Origin of the sequence: Affinirhizobium straminoryzae, assembly GCF_007004135.1 — a bacterium.
GTDB lineage: Bacteria > Pseudomonadota > Alphaproteobacteria > Rhizobiales > Rhizobiaceae > Neorhizobium > Neorhizobium straminoryzae.
In genome coordinates, this window is record NZ_VJMG01000080.1 from 30,759 (window position 1) to 46,867 (window position 16,109).

14 protein-coding genes are annotated in these 16,109 nt (G+C 64.0%); 9 read left to right on the forward strand and 5 right to left on the reverse strand.

All coding sequences use genetic code 11. The features are described from left to right. Positions 1–53: 53 nt before the first annotated feature. The 5 genes from FNA46_RS23235 to FNA46_RS23255 all read left to right on the forward strand — a co-directional run bounded on the left by FNA46_RS23235 (position 54) and on the right by FNA46_RS23255 (position 5,035). Positions 54–620 carry a F0F1 ATP synthase subunit delta gene (locus FNA46_RS23235; protein WP_185969972.1) on the forward strand — a complete coding sequence of 189 codons (567 nt, stop codon included), beginning with the start codon at positions 54–56 and terminating at the stop codon, positions 618–620. Next, the gene (atpA, locus tag FNA46_RS23240) at positions 620–2,149 is read left to right on the forward strand and encodes a F0F1 ATP synthase subunit alpha (RefSeq protein ID WP_143127602.1); all 1,530 of its coding nucleotides are present in this window, start codon (positions 620–622) and stop codon (positions 2,147–2,149) included. Before FNA46_RS23235 ends, atpA begins: the two co-directional genes overlap by 1 nt. A gap of 27 nt (positions 2,150–2,176) precedes the next feature. After that, the gene (locus tag FNA46_RS23245; RefSeq protein WP_143127603.1) at positions 2,177–3,055 is read left to right on the forward strand and encodes a F0F1 ATP synthase subunit gamma; all 879 of its coding nucleotides are present in this window, start codon (positions 2,177–2,179) and stop codon (positions 3,053–3,055) included. 27 nt (positions 3,056–3,082) lie between these two features. Then, positions 3,083–4,555: a F0F1 ATP synthase subunit beta gene (gene atpD / locus FNA46_RS23250; RefSeq protein WP_143127604.1), complete on the forward strand. Its 1,473-nt coding sequence runs from the start codon at positions 3,083–3,085 to the stop codon at positions 4,553–4,555. Positions 4,556–4,627: 72 nt separating this feature from the next. Then, positions 4,628–5,035, forward strand: a complete 408-nt coding sequence (locus tag FNA46_RS23255; RefSeq protein ID WP_143127605.1) for a F0F1 ATP synthase subunit epsilon — start codon at positions 4,628–4,630, stop codon at positions 5,033–5,035. A gap of 101 nt (positions 5,036–5,136) precedes the next feature. On the opposite strand, the gene FNA46_RS23260 is transcribed toward FNA46_RS23255, so the two are convergent. The 4 genes from FNA46_RS23260 to FNA46_RS23275 form a co-directional block, all read right to left on the reverse strand. Continuing rightward, complete coding sequence (locus FNA46_RS23260) at positions 5,137–6,792, reverse strand: GMC family oxidoreductase (RefSeq protein ID WP_143127606.1); 1,656 nt, start codon at positions 6,790–6,792, stop codon at positions 5,137–5,139. A 7-nt stretch (positions 6,793–6,799) separates the two neighbouring features. Beyond that, positions 6,800–8,017: a mandelate racemase/muconate lactonizing enzyme family protein gene (locus FNA46_RS23265; RefSeq protein WP_143127607.1), complete on the reverse strand. Its 1,218-nt coding sequence runs from the start codon at positions 8,015–8,017 to the stop codon at positions 6,800–6,802. Between the two features lie 11 nt (positions 8,018–8,028). After that, positions 8,029–9,453: an aldehyde dehydrogenase family protein gene (locus tag FNA46_RS23270; RefSeq protein WP_143127608.1), complete on the reverse strand. Its 1,425-nt coding sequence runs from the start codon at positions 9,451–9,453 to the stop codon at positions 8,029–8,031. Positions 9,454–9,549: 96 nt separating this feature from the next. Continuing rightward, the gene (locus FNA46_RS23275) at positions 9,550–10,479 is read right to left on the reverse strand and encodes a LysR substrate-binding domain-containing protein (protein ID WP_185969971.1); all 930 of its coding nucleotides are present in this window, start codon (positions 10,477–10,479) and stop codon (positions 9,550–9,552) included. Positions 10,480–10,642: 163 nt separating this feature from the next. Between FNA46_RS23275 and FNA46_RS23280 the strand changes: the two genes are divergently transcribed. Beyond that, entirely contained in the window at positions 10,643–11,575 is a 933-nt protein-coding gene (locus FNA46_RS23280; protein WP_143127609.1) for an L-lactate dehydrogenase, read from the forward strand. Positions 11,576–11,581: 6 nt separating this feature from the next. Here the strand turns inward: FNA46_RS23280 and FNA46_RS23285 are convergent, their stop codons facing one another. After that, a complete protein-coding gene (locus FNA46_RS23285; protein WP_246103328.1) occupies positions 11,582–12,658 on the reverse strand; it encodes a sensor histidine kinase in 1,077 nt (358 codons plus the stop codon). Between the two features lie 151 nt (positions 12,659–12,809). Here FNA46_RS23285 and FNA46_RS23290 point away from each other — a divergent pair, with 151 nt between their 5' ends. The 3 genes from FNA46_RS23290 (at position 12,810) to FNA46_RS23300 (ending at position 15,928) form a co-directional block, all read left to right on the forward strand. Then, positions 12,810–13,745 (forward strand): LysR family transcriptional regulator, encoded by a 936-nt coding sequence (locus FNA46_RS23290; protein ID WP_143127610.1) that lies wholly within the window; start codon positions 12,810–12,812, stop codon positions 13,743–13,745. 138 nt (positions 13,746–13,883) lie between these two features. Beyond that, positions 13,884–14,363, forward strand: a complete 480-nt coding sequence (locus FNA46_RS23295; protein WP_143127611.1) for a formate dehydrogenase subunit gamma — start codon at positions 13,884–13,886, stop codon at positions 14,361–14,363. After that, entirely contained in the window at positions 14,360–15,928 is a 1,569-nt protein-coding gene (locus FNA46_RS23300; protein WP_143127612.1) for a formate dehydrogenase beta subunit, read from the forward strand. The genes FNA46_RS23295 and FNA46_RS23300 overlap by 4 nt, the downstream gene beginning before the upstream one ends. Positions 15,929–16,109: the final 181 nt, after the last annotated feature.

Sequence of the window (16,109 nt, forward strand, 5' to 3'; positions counted from 1 at the left end):
TTTGTCTGGGCTCCGAAAACAGGCCGAATGCTTGGATGAAAATCAGGGAAATTGTGCCCGTGGCAGACACATCCCAGCGGACTTCCGGCGTTGCCGACCGTTACGCCTCATCCCTCTTCGAGCTGTCGCTCGAAGCTGGTGCGATCGATCAGGTGCGCGCAGATCTTGACCGTTTTCAGGCAATGATCGACGAAAGCGACGACCTGAAGCGGCTGATCGCAAGCCCGGTCTTTTCGTCCGGTGATCAGGTGCGCGCCATCGTCGCGCTCTGCGAAAAGGCGGGCATTCAGGGGCTCGTGGCCAACTTCCTCAAGGTTGTTGCGGCAAACCGTCGCCTCTTTGCTCTGCCGGGCATGATCCGTGCCTATCGTGATGCTGTTGCTCGCCATCGTGGCGAAGTCACCGCCGAGGTCGTCTCGGCCCATGCGCTCTCCGCGGCGCAGGAAGAAGAACTGAAGTCGGCGCTGAAGGGCGTAACGGGCAAGGAGGTCGCGGTTGACGTGACTGTCGACCCGTCGATCCTCGGTGGCCTGATCGTCAAGGTCGGCTCCCGTCAGATTGATACGTCTCTCCGCACCAAACTTTCCACCCTTAAGCTTGCACTGAAAGAGGTTGGCTGATGGATATCCGCGCCGCGGAAATTTCCGCAATTCTCAAAGATCAAATCAAGAACTTTGGCCAGGAGGCTGAGGTTTCCGAAGTCGGCCAGGTGCTCTCCGTTGGTGACGGTATCGCCCGCGTCTACGGTCTGGACAATGTTCAGGCCGGCGAAATGGTCGAGTTCCCGGGCGGCATCCGCGGCATGGCGCTGAACCTCGAAGCCGACAATGTCGGTGTGGTTATCTTCGGTTCCGACCGTGACATCAAGGAAGGCGACACCGTCAAGCGGACCGGCGCCATCGTCGACGTTCCGGTTGGTCCGGAACTGCTCGGCCGCGTTGTTGACGCGCTCGGCAATCCGATCGACGGCAAGGGCCCGATCAATGCGAGCCGCCGTTCGCGCGTCGACGTCAAGGCGCCCGGCATCATCCCGCGCAAGTCGGTTCATGAGCCGATGTCGACCGGCCTCAAGGCTATCGATGCTCTCATTCCGGTCGGTCGTGGTCAGCGCGAGCTCGTCATCGGCGACCGCCAGACGGGCAAGACCGCCATCATTCTCGATGCCTTCCTCAACCAGAAGGCCATTCACGACAATGGTCCGGAAAACGACAAGCTGTTCTGCGTCTACGTGGCTATCGGCCAGAAGCGTTCGACGGTTGCGCAGTTCGTGAAGGTGCTCGAAGAGCGCGGCGCCCTGCCGTACTCGATCGTTGTTGCCGCGACCGCCTCCGACCCGGCTCCGATGCAGTATCTCGCACCGTTCGCCGGTTGCGCCATGGGCGAATACTTCCGTGACAACGGCCAGCACGCCCTGATCGCCTATGACGACCTGTCGAAGCAGGCTGTCGCCTACCGTCAGATGTCGCTGCTGCTGCGCCGCCCGCCGGGCCGCGAAGCCTATCCGGGCGACGTTTTCTATCTGCACTCGCGTCTCCTTGAGCGCGCTGCCAAGCTCTCCGACGAGCGCGGCGCCGGTTCGCTGACGGCTCTGCCGGTCATCGAAACCCAGGGCAACGACGTGTCGGCCTTCATCCCGACCAACGTGATCTCGATCACCGACGGCCAGATCTTCCTCGAAACCGACCTGTTCTACCAGGGCATCCGCCCGGCCGTGAACGTGGGTCTCTCGGTTTCGCGCGTCGGTTCCGCCGCCCAGATCAAGGCCATGAAGCAGGTTGCCGGCTCCATCAAGGGCGAACTCGCGCAGTACCGCGAAATGGCGGCCTTCGCCCAGTTCGGTTCGGACCTCGACGCCTCCACGCAGCGCCTCCTGAACCGCGGTGCCCGCCTGACCGAACTCCTGAAGCAGCCGCAGTTCTCGCCGCTGAAGACGGAAGAGCAGGTTTCGGTGATCTTCGCCGGCGTCAACGGCTACCTCGACAAGCTTCCGGTCGCTCAGGTCGGCAAGTTCGAACAGGGTCTGCTGAACTACCTGCGTACCGAAGGCAAGGCCATCCTGGACGCGATCCGCACCGAAAAGCAGCTGTCGGACGATACCCGTGCAAAGCTGAAGTCGGCTCTGGACGCATTCTCCAAGACCTTCGCCTGAACGGATAAGCTCAAGGACCGATAACGGATGCCTTCACTTAAGGATCTGAAAAACCGGATCGCCTCCGTCAAGGCGACGCAGAAGATCACCAAGGCGATGAAAATGGTCGCCGCGGCGAAGCTGCGCCGTGCGCAGGAGGCGGCCGAAGCGGCTCGTCCTTATGCGGAACGGATGAACCGTGTTCTCGCCAGCCTCAGCGCTGCCAATGCCGAAAACGCAGAGGCACCGCTGCTCCTCAAGGGCACCGGCCGGAACCAGACCCATCTGCTGATCGTTGCGACCGGCGAGCGCGGACTGGCGGGGGGCTTCAACTCCTCGATCATCCGCCTCGCGCGTGACCACGCGCTGAAGCTCATCGCGGAAGGCAAGACCGTCAAGATCCTGACCGTCGGCCGCAAGGGTAACGACATCCTGCGCCGTACGTTCCGCGAAAACATCGTGGATTACGTGACGTTCCGCGAAGTGAAGCAGCTTGGCTTCGTCAATGCCAACGACGTGGCGCAGAAGGTTCTGGCGCTGTTCAACGCCGGCGAATTCGATGTGGCCACGCTGTTCTTCGCCCGCTTCCAGTCGGTGATCTCGCAGATCGCCACGGCGCAGCAGATCATTCCGGCCAAGTTCGAGCAGGGTGCGCAGGCCGGTTCCGCCGATGCGCTCTACGAATACGAGCCGAGCGAACAGGAAATCCTCGAAGACCTCTTGCCGCGCAACATCGCGGTACAGATCTTCCGTGCGCTCCTTGAAAACAACGCTTCCTTCTACGGCGCGCAGATGTCCGCAATGGACAACGCGACCCGCAACGCCGGCGAGATGATCAACAAGCTGACGCTGTCCTACAACCGCCAGCGTCAGGCGCAGATCACCAAGGAACTCATCGAAATCATTTCGGGCGCTGAAGCGCTCTGAAGGCCCAGAGAAGAAGGGTAAGAACACATGGCTAGAGCAGCGACCCTGAATACCAATTCGAGCAGCACGAGCGAGTCCGTCGGTCGCGTGACGCAGGTGATCGGCGCCGTCGTCGACGTTGCCTTCACGGGTGACCTGCCGGCGATCCTGAACGCGCTGGAAACCGACAACAACGGCAACCGCCTCGTTCTGGAAGTTGCCCAGCACCTCGGCGAAAACCAGGTCCGCACGATCGCCATGGACTCGACCGAAGGTCTCGTCCGTGGTCAGCCGGTCGCCAACACCGGCGCCCCGATCTCGGTTCCGGTCGGCGACGAAACGCTCGGCCGCATCATCAACGTCATCGGCGAGCCGGTTGACGAACTCGGCCCGGTTCCGACCCAGGCACGCCGCGCCATCCACCAGCCCGCTCCGGAATATGTCGAGCAGTCGACGGAAGCCCAGATTCTGGTGACCGGCATCAAGGTCGTCGACCTCCTGGCGCCTTACGCCAAGGGCGGCAAGATCGGCCTGTTCGGCGGCGCCGGCGTCGGCAAGACCGTTCTGATCATGGAACTGATCAACAACGTCGCGAAGGCACACGGCGGTTACTCCGTCTTCGCAGGCGTCGGCGAGCGGACCCGCGAAGGCAACGACCTCTACCACGAAATGATCGAATCCAAGGTCAACGTGGACCCGCATGAGAACAATGGTTCTGCTGCCGGCTCCAAGTGCGCCCTGGTTTACGGCCAGATGAACGAACCGCCGGGTGCGCGCGCTCGCGTCGCTCTGACCGGTCTGACGATCGCTGAAGACTTCCGCGACAAGGGCCAGGACGTTCTGTTCTTCGTCGACAACATCTTCCGCTTCACGCAGGCTGGCTCGGAAGTGTCGGCTCTGCTCGGCCGCATCCCGTCTGCCGTTGGTTACCAGCCGACGCTCGCAACGGACATGGGCGCCCTGCAGGAGCGCATCACGACCACCAACAAGGGTTCGATCACCTCGGTTCAGGCCATCTACGTTCCGGCCGACGACTTGACCGACCCGGCACCGGCAACCTCGTTCGCCCACCTGGACGCAACGACCGTTCTGTCGCGCTCGATCGCCGAAAAGGGTATCTACCCGGCCGTTGACCCGCTCGACTCCACGTCCCGCATGCTCGACCCGATGATCATCGGCGAGGAGCATTACGAAGTGGCCCGTAAGGTTCAGTCGACGCTGCAGCGCTACAAGGCCCTGCAGGACATCATCGCCATCCTCGGCATGGACGAACTGTCGGAAGAAGACAAGCAGACGGTTGCCCGCGCCCGCAAGATCGAGCGCTTCCTGTCGCAGCCGTTCCACGTCGCCGAAGTCTTCACCGGCTCGCCGGGCAAGCTCGTTTCGCTGGAAGACACGATCAAGGGCTTCAAGGGCCTGGTCAACGGCGAATACGACCACCTGCCGGAAGCCGCCTTCTACATGGTTGGCTCCATCGAGGAAGCCATCGAGAAGGCCAAGAAGCTGGCCGCTGGCGCCTGATCTCAGACGGACCGGCGCCCGGGAAACCGGGCGCTCTTCCTTTCCGCATAACGCCCAAAGAAGTGGACCGTCATGGCCGACTCTTTCGAATTTGAACTGGTTTCGCCCGAACGCCTTCTCCTGTCGGAAAAGGTGACGGAAGTCGTGATCCCGGCGACGCTCGGTGAAATGACCGTGATGGCGAAGCACGCGCCGACGATGACGACCATCAAGCCCGGCGTGGTCACCGTGAAGCTCGCCTCCGGTGGCGTGAAGAAGTATGTGGTTTTCGGCGGCTTCGCCGATATCCTGCCGACCGGTTGCACGCTGCTGGCCGAATCCGCTGTTCCGCAGGAAGAGGCCAATCGCGACCTGTTCCAGCGCCGGATCGATGCGTTGCGTCAGGACATCTCCGATGCTCCGACCGACGAGCATCGCACCCGTCTCGAGCACATGCTCGGCGACCTCACCCATCTCAACCATGCGATGCCGCACGAGTGATCGCGCGGTCTTGATGAGGGATCGAAGCCGGGTCTTGTGCCCGGCTTTTTCATGTCTGCGGGTCGGTCTCTGCCTGCCGATAGTCCTTGCCAGAGGCTGGATCAGGACGCTTGTGACCGATCGCGGACCTGCCGCGATGGCTGCTCCCTTGCGTCGGAGAGAATGAGCGCCGAGGCCTTTTCCGCCACCATCATGGTCGGGGCGTTGATGTTGCCGGCAGTAATGTTGGGGAAGATCGAGGCATCCGCGATCCGCAGCCCTTCGACGCCATGCACCCTCAGATCCGGAGTGACGACGCTGTTTCGCGGATCGGGCCCCATCGCGCAGGTGCCGCACAGGTGATAGATCGAGCCGCTGTTGTCGCGGAAATAGTCGATCAGGCCGCCATCCTCCGCAATGGCCGGGGAGGGGGAGACTTCCGCTTCCAGCCAGTCCGACAGCGCCGGCGCGGAGGCGATGCGGCGCATCAGCCGCATGCCTTGCAACGCTTCCGCGACATCGCGTTCGGCCGAAAGATAGCGGGGGGCAATCAATGGCGCTGCTGCGGGATCGGGCGAGGCCAGCCGGATTTCGCCGCGGCTTGCAGGCCGGCAAGCGCTGATCGCCATCAGGAAACCGTGATAGGGCTCCGGCTTCAGTCCCGCCTTCGCATCGGGGGGGATGCGATAGGAGAGGGGGTTGAAATAAAGCTGCAGGTTGGTGCGGTCTGCTGTTTCGCTGCCGCGAAAGAAGCCGCCCGCCTGGTTGACGCTCATGGCAAAAGGCCCCTTACGCGTCAGCAGATACCGCAGGCTTAACAGCGCCTGGCCGGTCAGGCTGCCGAACAGCGCATTCAGCGTCGGCCGGCGGGAGCGATAATAGAAGCTGGCGCAGAGATGGTCCTGCAGGTTCTGCCCCACCGCCGGCAGATGGTGGCGAGGGGTTATGTTGAGCGCCTGCAGTTGCGCGCCATCGCCGATGCCCGAGCGCTGGAGCAGAGCCGGGCTTTGCACGGCACCGGCGGCAAGAACGACCTCGCGGCGGGCCGTAAACAGTCGCCGTTGCCCGTTCTGGCGTACGGCGACACCGCTCACCCGTCCGTCCCCGTCGAACAGCAGATGCTCGGCAAAGGCCTGCCGTTCCACGTGCAGATTGGGGTGTTTCAGCGCCGGGCGGAGATATTCGGCGCCGGAATGCGAGCGCAGGCCCCGTCTCGTGTTGATGTCATAGATGCCGGCCCCCTCGATCGAGGCGCCGTTGAAGTCCGGATTGGCCGGATATCCCAGTTCGTCGCAGGCCGAGAGGAAGGCGCGGCTGACCGGATGGATGCCGTCGCGCATCGGCGTCACATGGATCGGGCCCTCGCCGCCGTGCCAGCGGGAGGCGCCATCGGCATGGGTTTCCAGCCGCTTGAACCAGGGCAGCACGTCGTCCGCCCCCCAGCCGGGATTGCCGGCAGCCTTCCAGTCGTCGAAATCGGCCGCGGCACCGCGCACGAAAACCATGGCATTGATCGCACCGGAACCGCCCAGCACCTTGCCGCGCGGCACATAGACCCGGCGATTGTTCAGCCCCGGCTCCGGCTCGCTCCAGTGCATCCAGTTGACGGCGGGGTCGTAATAGCTCCTGGCATAGCCGACCGGAATCTTCAGCCACGGCGAACGATCGCCGCCGCCCGCCTCCAGCAGCAGAACGCTGTAGCGCCCGTCCTCGCTGAGGCGATGCGCCAGGATGCAGCCGGCCGATCCGGCGCCGACGATGATAAAGTCGAACAGCATCGACGGATCACCCCTTGGCCGGCGCGAACTGTTTCACATCGGCGGGCTCGGCTGCCATCTGCAGGTGTAGCCGCTCGCCGCGATAGGGCGAGTGCGCGGCAACCACCGCATGGTTCAGCTCCACCCCGATCCCCGGCTCGCGCGAGGGGATGAGGTAGCCGTCCTCGACCACAAGCTTGGTCTTCAGCACCTCGGCGTGGAAGCCGGAGAAATCCATGATCGCCTCGTGGATCAGGAAATTCGGCGTGGCGGCGGCCAGCTGGATGCTGGCGGCCGCACCGACGGGGCCGTTGTAGAGATGCGGCGCGATCTCGGCATAGAAGCTTTCGGCCATGCCGGCGATCTTCTTCGCCTCCAGCAGCCCGCCGACGCGGGCGACATTCATCTGCAGGATCGAGGCGGCACCCTCCTGCAGCACGCGCTGGAATTCGTATTTGGTGGTCAGCCGCTCGCCGGTCGAGACGGGAATGGAGGTCGCGCGCGCCACCGTCGCCATCGCTGCCTCCTGTCCGGGCGGCACCGGCTCCTCGAACCACAGCGGATCGTATTTTTCGAGCCGTTTGGCCAGCCGGATGGCGGAGGCCGGCACCATCTGCCCATGCGTGCCGAACAGGATGTCGGCCCGCGCGCCGATCGCCTCGCGGATCTTGCGGCAGAAGGTTTCGCAGCGGTCCATCACGCCAAGCGACAGGTGATGGCCGCTATATTGCGTGTAGGGGCCGGCCGGATCGAATTTGAGCGCGGTAAACCCCATTTCCACCATGCGCACCGCTTCCTCGGCGGCGAGGTCCGGATCATTGTAGTCGTAGTCGCCGGCCGCATTCTTCGGATAGAGATAGGTATAGGCGCGCAGCCTCTCATGCACCGTGCCGCCCAGGAGATCGGCAACCGGCCGCCCCGCCGCCTTGCCGATGATGTCCCAGCAGGCGATTTCAAGGCCTGAAACAATGCCCATCATCGTCGGGTCGGGGCGCTGGGTGAAGCCGCTGGAATAGGCGGCGCGCCAGAAGCGTTCGATCCGGTGCGGGTCGTGGCCTTCCAGATGGCGCTGGAACACATCCTCGATCAGCGGCACCAGCGCGTTGGGATCGAAGGCGGTGGAATAGATCTCGCCCAGTCCGCGTATGCCGCAGGCCGTCTCCAGTTCCACGAAGATCCAGTACATGCCGCCGATATGCGGAGGCGGCACGGCGACGACATGGGTTGCAAGCGATGTCAGCTTCATCGGTCTGCTCCTCAGTAATTCAGGATCACGAGCCGTGTCTGGGTGAATTCCAGCATGCCGTGCTTCCCATCGTCGCCGCCAAGGCCGGAGCGTTTCCAGCCGGCGTGGTAGCCCTGATAGGGATCGGCCGGGAAGCGGTTGATGTAGAGTTCGCCCGCTTCCATCGCCGTCGTTGCCTGCATCACCTTGCGGTAATCGTTGGAAAACACCACGGAGGCGAGGCCGTACTGGCTGTCGCTTGCCAGCCGCAGCGCCTCGTCGAAATCGCGGTAGACGATCACCGGCAGCACGGGGCCGAACACCTCGTCCCGCACGATCTCCATTTCCTGCCGGCAGCCGGAGAGAAGGGTGGGGGGATAGAAATAGCCCGGTGTGTCCGGCAGAACGCCGCCGGCCTCCAGCACCGCGCCCTCGGCCACCGCGCGCTCCACCATGGCATGCACGCGCTTTCGTGCGGCTTCGGAGGCAAGCGGCCCCATCAGGCCCGCATCCGTCGCGCGGTCGCCGAAGCTGCGTGCGGCAAAGCCGGCCTTCAGCCGCGCGAGCAGCGCATCATGAATGGAGGCATGCACGTAGAGTCGCTCGACCGAGGTGCAGACCTGGCCGCAATGGGCGGTCTTGGCGGCAAGCACCATGCGCGCCACCGCATCGAGATCGGCATCCGGCTCGACGATCACCGGTGTCTTGCCGCCAAGCTCCAGGGAGGGCTTGGTGATGTTCTGCTTGCAGAAATCCAGCACCGCACGACCGGCGGTCACGCTGCCCGTCAATGTGATCATGCCGACTTCCGGCCGCGTGCACAGTGTTGCCGCCACGTCATGCGTCATGGTCAGGATACTGACGAGACCCTCCGGCAGCCCGGCCTCCGCCAACGCTTCGGCAAAGGCAAAGGCGGAGGTCGGCGTTGTGTTGCTGGGGCGCACCACCACCGCATTGCCGGCCATCAGCGCCGGCGCGATCTTGCGCACCAGCGTGTAGATCGGAAAGTTGAAGGGGATCAGGCAGGCCACCACGCCGATCGGCACCCGCTGCAACATCAGCGTTTCGTTCGGCGTGTCGCTGTCGATCACTTCGCCGTCGATGCGCCGTGCCCATTCGGCATGGTAGCGCATCAGTTCCACGCCGTAGCCGACTTCCGCCGTCGCATCGGCAAGGCTCTTGCCGGATTCTTCCGCCAGTGCCGCGCCGATGATCACGGCCCGCTTCTGCAGACTGTCAGCCAGCCGGCGCAGGGCATCGCCGCGCTCGATCGAAGGCCTTTTGCCCCAGTCCTTCTGCGCGGCGGCGGCGCGCTGCACCGCCTCGATGACTTCGGCATCGGTGGCGGCCGGCACCTCGGCAAACACCGCACCGGTGGCGGGGTTGTGGACCGCGATCCTCTCCGCGCTTGCGGGCTCGACAGGCTGTCCGGCGATGACATTGCGATAGACGCGCATGGGTGTCCTCCCTGCTTTTCCCTGCAAGGAGATGTCAGACGCAGGCTGTGCCGCAAGCGAGGAATTCTCGGCCCGAGCATTCCAAAAAGGAATGTTTCAGGCGCGTCGCGCCCCAGGCGCCGTGGCGCGGTCGCTTTCGAGTTCGCTCTGGAGTTCGTTGCGCAGCCAGTCGCGAAACGCCGCCACCCGTCGCGACGGCAGCTGGTCGGTGCGGGTCACCAGCCAGTAGGCCTCGTGCCCTTCCACCTCCACGTCCAGCACCTGCGCCAGCTGACCCGTCGCCATCAGCGGCGCCACCATCGCCTTGTCGGCAACGGCAACGCCGAGCCCGTTGCAGGCGGCTTCGATGACGAGATCCAGCAGATCGAATTCCAGACCACCCCGGGTATCTGTCTGGCTGAGGCCTGCCGCGTCCAGCCAGCGCTGCCAGGTGAGATAGCGCTGGTCGGCGGAGGCCAGCACATGCAGCAGGGTGAAACGGGACAGGTCGATCGCGCCATCCACCGGTAACAGATGCGGTGCGCAGACGGCGATATGCCGTTCCGTCATCAGCCGCTCGGAGGCGAGAATCGGCCATTCGCCATCGCCGAAACGGATCGCGCAATCCAGCAGGCTGCGCTCGGCGAGGCTGTCGGCAGGATCGGTGGTGATGCTGATGTCGATGTCCGGCAGCGCGGCATGCAGGCGGGAAAGGCGGGGCAGCAGCCAGCGCTTGGCAAAGGTGGGCGGCACATTGATGCGCAGCCGGTGGCGGTTGCTCTTTTCCATGATGCCGCGCACCGTCAGCTCCACCGAATGGAAGGCGTGCTGCAGGCTGGCGTAAAGCTCGGCGCCGGAGGGCGTCAGCTCCAGATGGTGATGGTGGCGGATCACCAGCTTCTCGCCCAGCTGGTCCTCCAGATTGCGCACCTGCCGGCTTACCGCGCTCTGGGTCAGGTTCAGCCGCTCGGCCGCGCGGGTGAAGCTGCGGGTCTGGCCCACCACCTCGAACACCTTCATCGCTGTCAGTGCCGGCAACCGTCGCATGCAGGACCCTCCGTCTGCCGGCATATAAACAGACGGAATGCTGCATCGTCATCCTGTTTTTCCGCGCTACGTCTATCGATTGGGGCGCCGGGTTGAGGCATGTCATGACACAGCGTGGATCCGGCCTTAACCTCTCTGCAAATCCCAGCCACGGAGGACACGGATGAAGGTCGGAATCGTAGGTGCTGGCATGGTCGGCAGCTCGGCAGGTTATGCGCTGGCGCTCACCGGCACGGCGAGCGAAGTGGTGCTTGTCGATGTCAGCGAGAAACTGGCGATTGCCCAGGCGGAAGACATCGCACATGCCACGCCCTTTCACTCGGCGACCAAGGTCCGCGCCGGGGATTATCAGGCGCTGGCCGGTGCCGGCATCGTCATCCTCGCCTGCGGGGTGAACCAGAAGCCGGGCGAAAGCCGGCTGGCGCTCCTGGAGCGCAATGCAGAGGTGTTCCGCCAGGTGGTGGGCGCCGTGCTGGCGGTGGCGCCGGATGCAATCCTGCTGATCGCCTCCAACCCGGTCGACATCATGACGGAAATCACCACGCGGCTTTCCGGCCTTCCAGCCACCCGTGTCATCGGTTCCGGCACCATTCTCGATACGGCCCGCTTCCGCAGCCTGCTCGGTCGCCATCTCGGCATCTCGCCGCAATCCGTGCATGCCTATGTACTCGGCGAACACGGTGACAGCGAGGTCCTCACCTGGTCGAATGCGCTGGCGGGTTCCGTCTCCGTCGCCTCTTTCGCCGAACAGGTGGGGCGGCCGCTGACGCCCGAACTGCGGGCCGAGATCGACGACAATGTCCGCAATGCCGCCTATCGCATCATCGAGGGCAAGGGCTCGACCTATTACGGCATCGGCGCCGGGCTGGCGCGGCTGGTCAAGGCCATCGCGCTCGACCAGCGGGCGGTCTTCTCCGTCTCGATCCTGACGCCGGAAGTGGAAGGCGTGCGGGATGTGGCGCTGTCCGTGCCCCGTGTCGTTGGCGCGTCCGGCGTGATCGTCGATCTCTTTCCCGAACTCGATGCGGCGGAACATGCGGCGCTCGCCCGCAGTGCTGCCCTTCTCAAGGAGAAGACGGCCTCGCTTCAGCTGTAAAGACGCTCAGCGCTTCAAGGCCGGCGTATCGATCCGGTAGGACAGGCCCTCCGGTGCATAAGTGAGCGTGGCGCTGCCGCCGAAATCATGCGGCACCACCCGCTCCATCAGCGTGGTGCCGAAGCCGCGGCGGGAGGGTTTCGTCACCGAGGGGCCGCCCTGTTCTCTCCAATGGAGGATAAAGGAGCCTGCTCCGTCGCCCTGCCAGCACAGATGGACCCGCCCGTCCTCGACGGAGAGGGCGCCATATTTCATGGCATTGGTCGTCAACTCGTTGATGGCCAGCGAGAGCGACAGCGCCTGCTTGTCGCTCAGCATCACCTCCGGACCATCGGCATGCACCTGGCTGGAGACGGTGCGATGCACCGAAAGCGCCGTTTCCACCACCTGCGCCAGGGACACATCGCCCTTCGGCGCGTCGGTCACCAGCGCATGGGCGTTGGCGACGGCGGCCAGCCGCTGCAGCAGCAGCGGACGGCTCTCCTCCACCGAATGGGCCACCCGCAGCGTCTGGCTGACGATGGAGGTGACCATGGCGAACATGTTCTTCATGCGGTGCTGCAGTTCGGAATTCATCAGCCGCACCTGGCGCTGGCTTTCCATCCGCGCCGTCGTCTCGATGACCGTATCCAGCAGCCCGACGATCCGCCCAGCATCGTCGCGCAACGGGCTGTATGAAAAGGTAAAGAAGGCCTCTTCCGCATAGCCGTTGCGTTGCACGGTCAAGGGAAAATCCTCGATGAAGGTTGCCTGGCCTGCCAGTGCCTTGTGAGCAATGGGGGCGATATCCTCCCAGATCTCCGCCCAGACACGGCTCAGCGGTTGTCCCATAGCCTCCGGCTTGCGGCCGAGAATCGGATGGAAGGCGTCATTGTAGATCATGGTCAGTTCAGGGCCCCAGGCGATCATGGCCGGAAAGCCTGAGGTCAGGACCATCCCCGCTGCCGTTTTCAGCGCCACTGGCCATTGCCGGATGGGACCAAGCGGCGTGTTCGACCAGTCGAGGTCGCGGATCATCTCCGCCGAACGGCCACCGCCGTCCAGAAAGGAAAATGTGTCGTCCGTTGTTACCTTGTCCATCATGACCGAGCCTCCGGTCGATAAATGGCGACTGGCGGGCTTTGGTTCCCGCCAGGTTCCAGTCGCGGATGCCCAACGACGAGCCGGCGGCGGCTTGACGCACGGCGCCCGCTGCCCTCACAACAGAAGGCTCACAAAACCCCGGAGCGGTGCCATGATCGACAAGCTGGAATTCTTCATTGCGCTTGCCGGGGCAGGTCATTTCGGCCGTGCGGCGGAGGAATGCGGCATTTCGCAGCCAACACTCTCGGCCGCGATCCGCCAGCTGGAGGATCAGCTCGGCGTGGTGCTGGTGGTGCGCGGCTCGCGGTTCCAGGGGCTGACGCCGGAAGGGCAGCGCGTGCTGGAATGGGCGCGCCGCATCGTCGGCGATACCCGCACCATGCGCGAGGAAATGCGCGCCGCCCGCAAGGGGCTTGCCGGCCATATCCGGCTGGCGGTCATCCCGACCGCGCTTGCCATGGTGCCGCGGCTTACCGAACCCTTTCAGGCCCGCCATCCGAACGTCACCTTTTCCGTCACGTCGCGCACCTCGCTGCAGGTTCTGAGCCAGCTGGAAAACCTCGAAATCGACGCCGGCATCACCTATCTCGACAACGAACCGCTTGGCCGCGTCACCACGGTTCCCCTGTATTCAGAGCGCTATCACCTGATCGCCGCAGCCGGCACGCCGCTTGCGGATCGTCAAAGCGTGACCTGGAAGGAAGTCTCGGATCTTCGGCTTTGTCTATTGACGCCTGACATGCAGAACCGCCGGATCATCAACAAGCACATGGCCGAAGCCGGGGTGCGGGCCAAACCAACGCTCGAATCCAATTCCATGATCGTGCTGTTTTCCCATATCCGGACCGGCCAGTGGGCCTCGATCATGCCGCGTAACGTTGCGGAATCCTTCGGGTTTTCTGAGGAGATCCGGATGATCCCCATCAGCGAGCCGGAGGCCGAGCATCTGGTGGGCCTTGTTGCCACGCATCGCGAACCACACACGCCGCTTGTCTCCGCCCTGCTGCACGAGGCGCGATCCCGCGCTGCAGCATCCGCATTCGATAGATTTTTTCTATCGCACAACGAGACGGCGATATTGACCTGATGTATGCATCTTCGTCATCCTTCACGAACAGGCAGTGATGCCGTTTCGGATGACGGCGCCCGGATCCTCTGCGATCCATGACATCAACCGGTGGTTTTGCCGGGAAGCGTGCCGGGCGTCGGTTTGGGAGGACTGACCATGAATGTTCGGGTGGTTGCCGTGGATGAGGCAACCCGTATTGCGGCCATCATCGAGGACTGTCGGCATCTGGAAGGTCCGATGCTGCCGATCCTGCACAAGGTGCAGGCGGAATTCGGCTATATCCCTGACGGCGCCAAGCAGATCATTGCACAGGCGCTGAACCTGTCGCGCGCCGAGGTGCACGGCGTTGTCACCTTCTACCATGATTTCAAGGATCATCCGGCCGGCCGCCACACGCTAAAGCTCTGTCGCGCCGAAGCCTGCCAGTCGATGGGCGGCGATGCGCTGGCCGAGCGGGTGAAGGCGAAGCTCGGCCTCGGCTGGCATGAAACGGCGGCCGATGGCTCGGTCACGCTGGAACCGGTCTTCTGTCTCGGGCTCTGTGCGCAGGCGCCGGCCGCCATGCTGGACGGTGAGCTTTATGCGCGCCTCGACGAAGACTGTCTGAACGACATTGTCGCGGAGGTGCGTGCATGAGCGTGCCCGAAACCATCACTGTTTTCGTTCCCCGCGATGCGGCAGCCCTTGCCGTCGGTGCCGACAAGGTCGCCGCCGCGATCGAGCGCGAGGCAAAGGCCCGCAATCGCGATGTGCACATCGTCCGCAACGGCTCGCGCGGCATGCTGTGGCTGGAAGTGCTGGTCGAGGTGCGCACCGATCACGGTCGCGTCGCCTATGGCCCCGTCAGGGCTGCCGACGTGCCGTCGCTGTTCGAAGCCGGCTTCCTCGCCGGCGGCGATCACCCGCTCTGTCATGGGCTGACCAGCGAGATCCCTTTCCTCAAGAACCAGACGCGGCTCACCTTCTCCCGCTGCGGCATCACCGATCCGCTGTCGCTCACGGATTACCGGCACTACAAGGGCCTCACGGGTCTTCAAAAGGCCGTGGCCATGCCGCCGGCCGACATCGTCAAGCAGGTCACCGACAGCGGGTTGCGCGGTCGCGGCGGCGCCGGCTTCCCGACCGGCATCAAATGGAAGACGGTCGCGGACGCGACGGCTGACCAGAAATATATCGTCTGCAATGCCGACGAGGGCGACAGCGGCACCTTCGCCGACCGGATGATCATGGAAGGCGATCCCTTCGTCCTGATCGAAGGCATGGCGATTGCCGGCATCGCAGTCGGCGCAACCAAGGGCTATGTCTACACCCGCTCCGAATATCCGCATGCCATTGCGATGATGGAAGAGGCGATCGCCATCGCCAGGCGCGAAGGCATTCTCGGTCCGTCCGTGTTAGGCTCTGCTTACGCATTCGACATGGAAGTGCGCATGGGCGCCGGCGCCTATGTCTGCGGCGAGGAAACCTCGCTGCTGAACAGCCTTGAAGGCAAGCGGGGTATCGTGCGCGCCAAGCCGCCGCTGCCGGCGCTGCAGGGCCTGTTCGGCAAGCCGACGGTCGTCAACAACGTCATGTCGCTCGCCTCCATCCCCGTCATCATGGACCGTGGCGCCCAATTCTACCGCGATTACGGCGTCGGCCGTTCGCATGGCACGATCCCGATCCAGCTCGCCGGCAATCTGAAGCATGGCGGGCTTTATGAAACTGCCTTCGGCCTGACGCTCGGAGAACTGGTCAACGAGATCGGTGGCGGCACCATCAGCGGCCGTCCGGTCAAGGCGGTGCAGGTCGGTGGCCCGCTCGGCGCCTATTTTCCGCCGGCGCTGTTCGACACGGTGTTCGATTACGAGGCCTTTACCGCCGCCGGCGGTCTCATTGGCCATGCGGGCATCGTGGTGTTCGATGACAGCGTCGATATGCTGAAGCAGGCGCGCTTTGCCATGGAATTCTGCGCTGTGGAAAGCTGCGGCAAGTGTACGCCCTGCCGCATCGGCTCGACGCGCGGCGTCGAGACCGTGGACAAGATCGCCCGCGGCATCGAGCCGGAGAAGAACAAGGTGCTGCTGGAAGACCTCTGCAACACCATGAAGTTTGGTTCGCTCTGTGCGCTCGGCGGCTTCACGCCCTATCCGGTGATGAGCGCCATGACGCATTTCCCGCAGGATTTTGCGCCGGCCCCGGTGAGGGAGGCTGCGGAATGAGTGTCGTAGAAAGACCCCTCCCGCTCGCTTTGCTCGCCGCCCTCCCCACAAGGGGGAGGGCTCAGTCCGCGGCACCGTCTCGCCCAACGCAAGCGCATAAGGCAGCTGCGCCGTCACTCGCCCGCTCGTTTGGTTACCGTGAGCAGACGGCCGCCACGGGTTCTCTCCCCCCTTGTGGGGG

Excerpts from the sequence above, each read along its gene's own strand:
- atpA (WP_143127602.1), top strand. The coding sequence starts at position 620 with ATGGATATCCGCGCCGCGGAAATTTCCGCAATTCTCAAAGATCAAATC.
- FNA46_RS23245 (WP_143127603.1), top strand. The coding sequence starts at position 2,177 with ATGCCTTCACTTAAGGATCTGAAAAACCGGATCGCCTCCGTCAAGGCG.
- atpD (WP_143127604.1), top strand. The coding sequence starts at position 3,083 with ATGGCTAGAGCAGCGACCCTGAATACCAATTCGAGCAGCACGAGCGAG.
- FNA46_RS23255 (WP_143127605.1), top strand. The coding sequence starts at position 4,628 with ATGGCCGACTCTTTCGAATTTGAACTGGTTTCGCCCGAACGCCTTCTC.
- FNA46_RS23260 (WP_143127606.1), bottom strand. The coding sequence starts at position 6,792 with ATGCTGTTCGACTTTATCATCGTCGGCGCCGGATCGGCCGGCTGCATC.
- FNA46_RS23265 (WP_143127607.1), bottom strand. The coding sequence starts at position 8,017 with ATGAAGCTGACATCGCTTGCAACCCATGTCGTCGCCGTGCCGCCTCCG.
- FNA46_RS23270 (WP_143127608.1), bottom strand. The coding sequence starts at position 9,453 with ATGCGCGTCTATCGCAATGTCATCGCCGGACAGCCTGTCGAGCCCGCA.
- FNA46_RS23275 (WP_185969971.1), bottom strand. The coding sequence starts at position 10,479 with ATGCGACGGTTGCCGGCACTGACAGCGATGAAGGTGTTCGAGGTGGTG.
- FNA46_RS23280 (WP_143127609.1), top strand. The coding sequence starts at position 10,643 with ATGAAGGTCGGAATCGTAGGTGCTGGCATGGTCGGCAGCTCGGCAGGT.
- FNA46_RS23285 (WP_246103328.1), bottom strand. The coding sequence starts at position 12,658 with ATGATGGACAAGGTAACAACGGACGACACATTTTCCTTTCTGGACGGC.
- FNA46_RS23290 (WP_143127610.1), top strand. The coding sequence starts at position 12,810 with ATGATCGACAAGCTGGAATTCTTCATTGCGCTTGCCGGGGCAGGTCAT.
- FNA46_RS23295 (WP_143127611.1), top strand. The coding sequence starts at position 13,884 with ATGAATGTTCGGGTGGTTGCCGTGGATGAGGCAACCCGTATTGCGGCC.
- FNA46_RS23300 (WP_143127612.1), top strand. The coding sequence starts at position 14,360 with ATGAGCGTGCCCGAAACCATCACTGTTTTCGTTCCCCGCGATGCGGCA.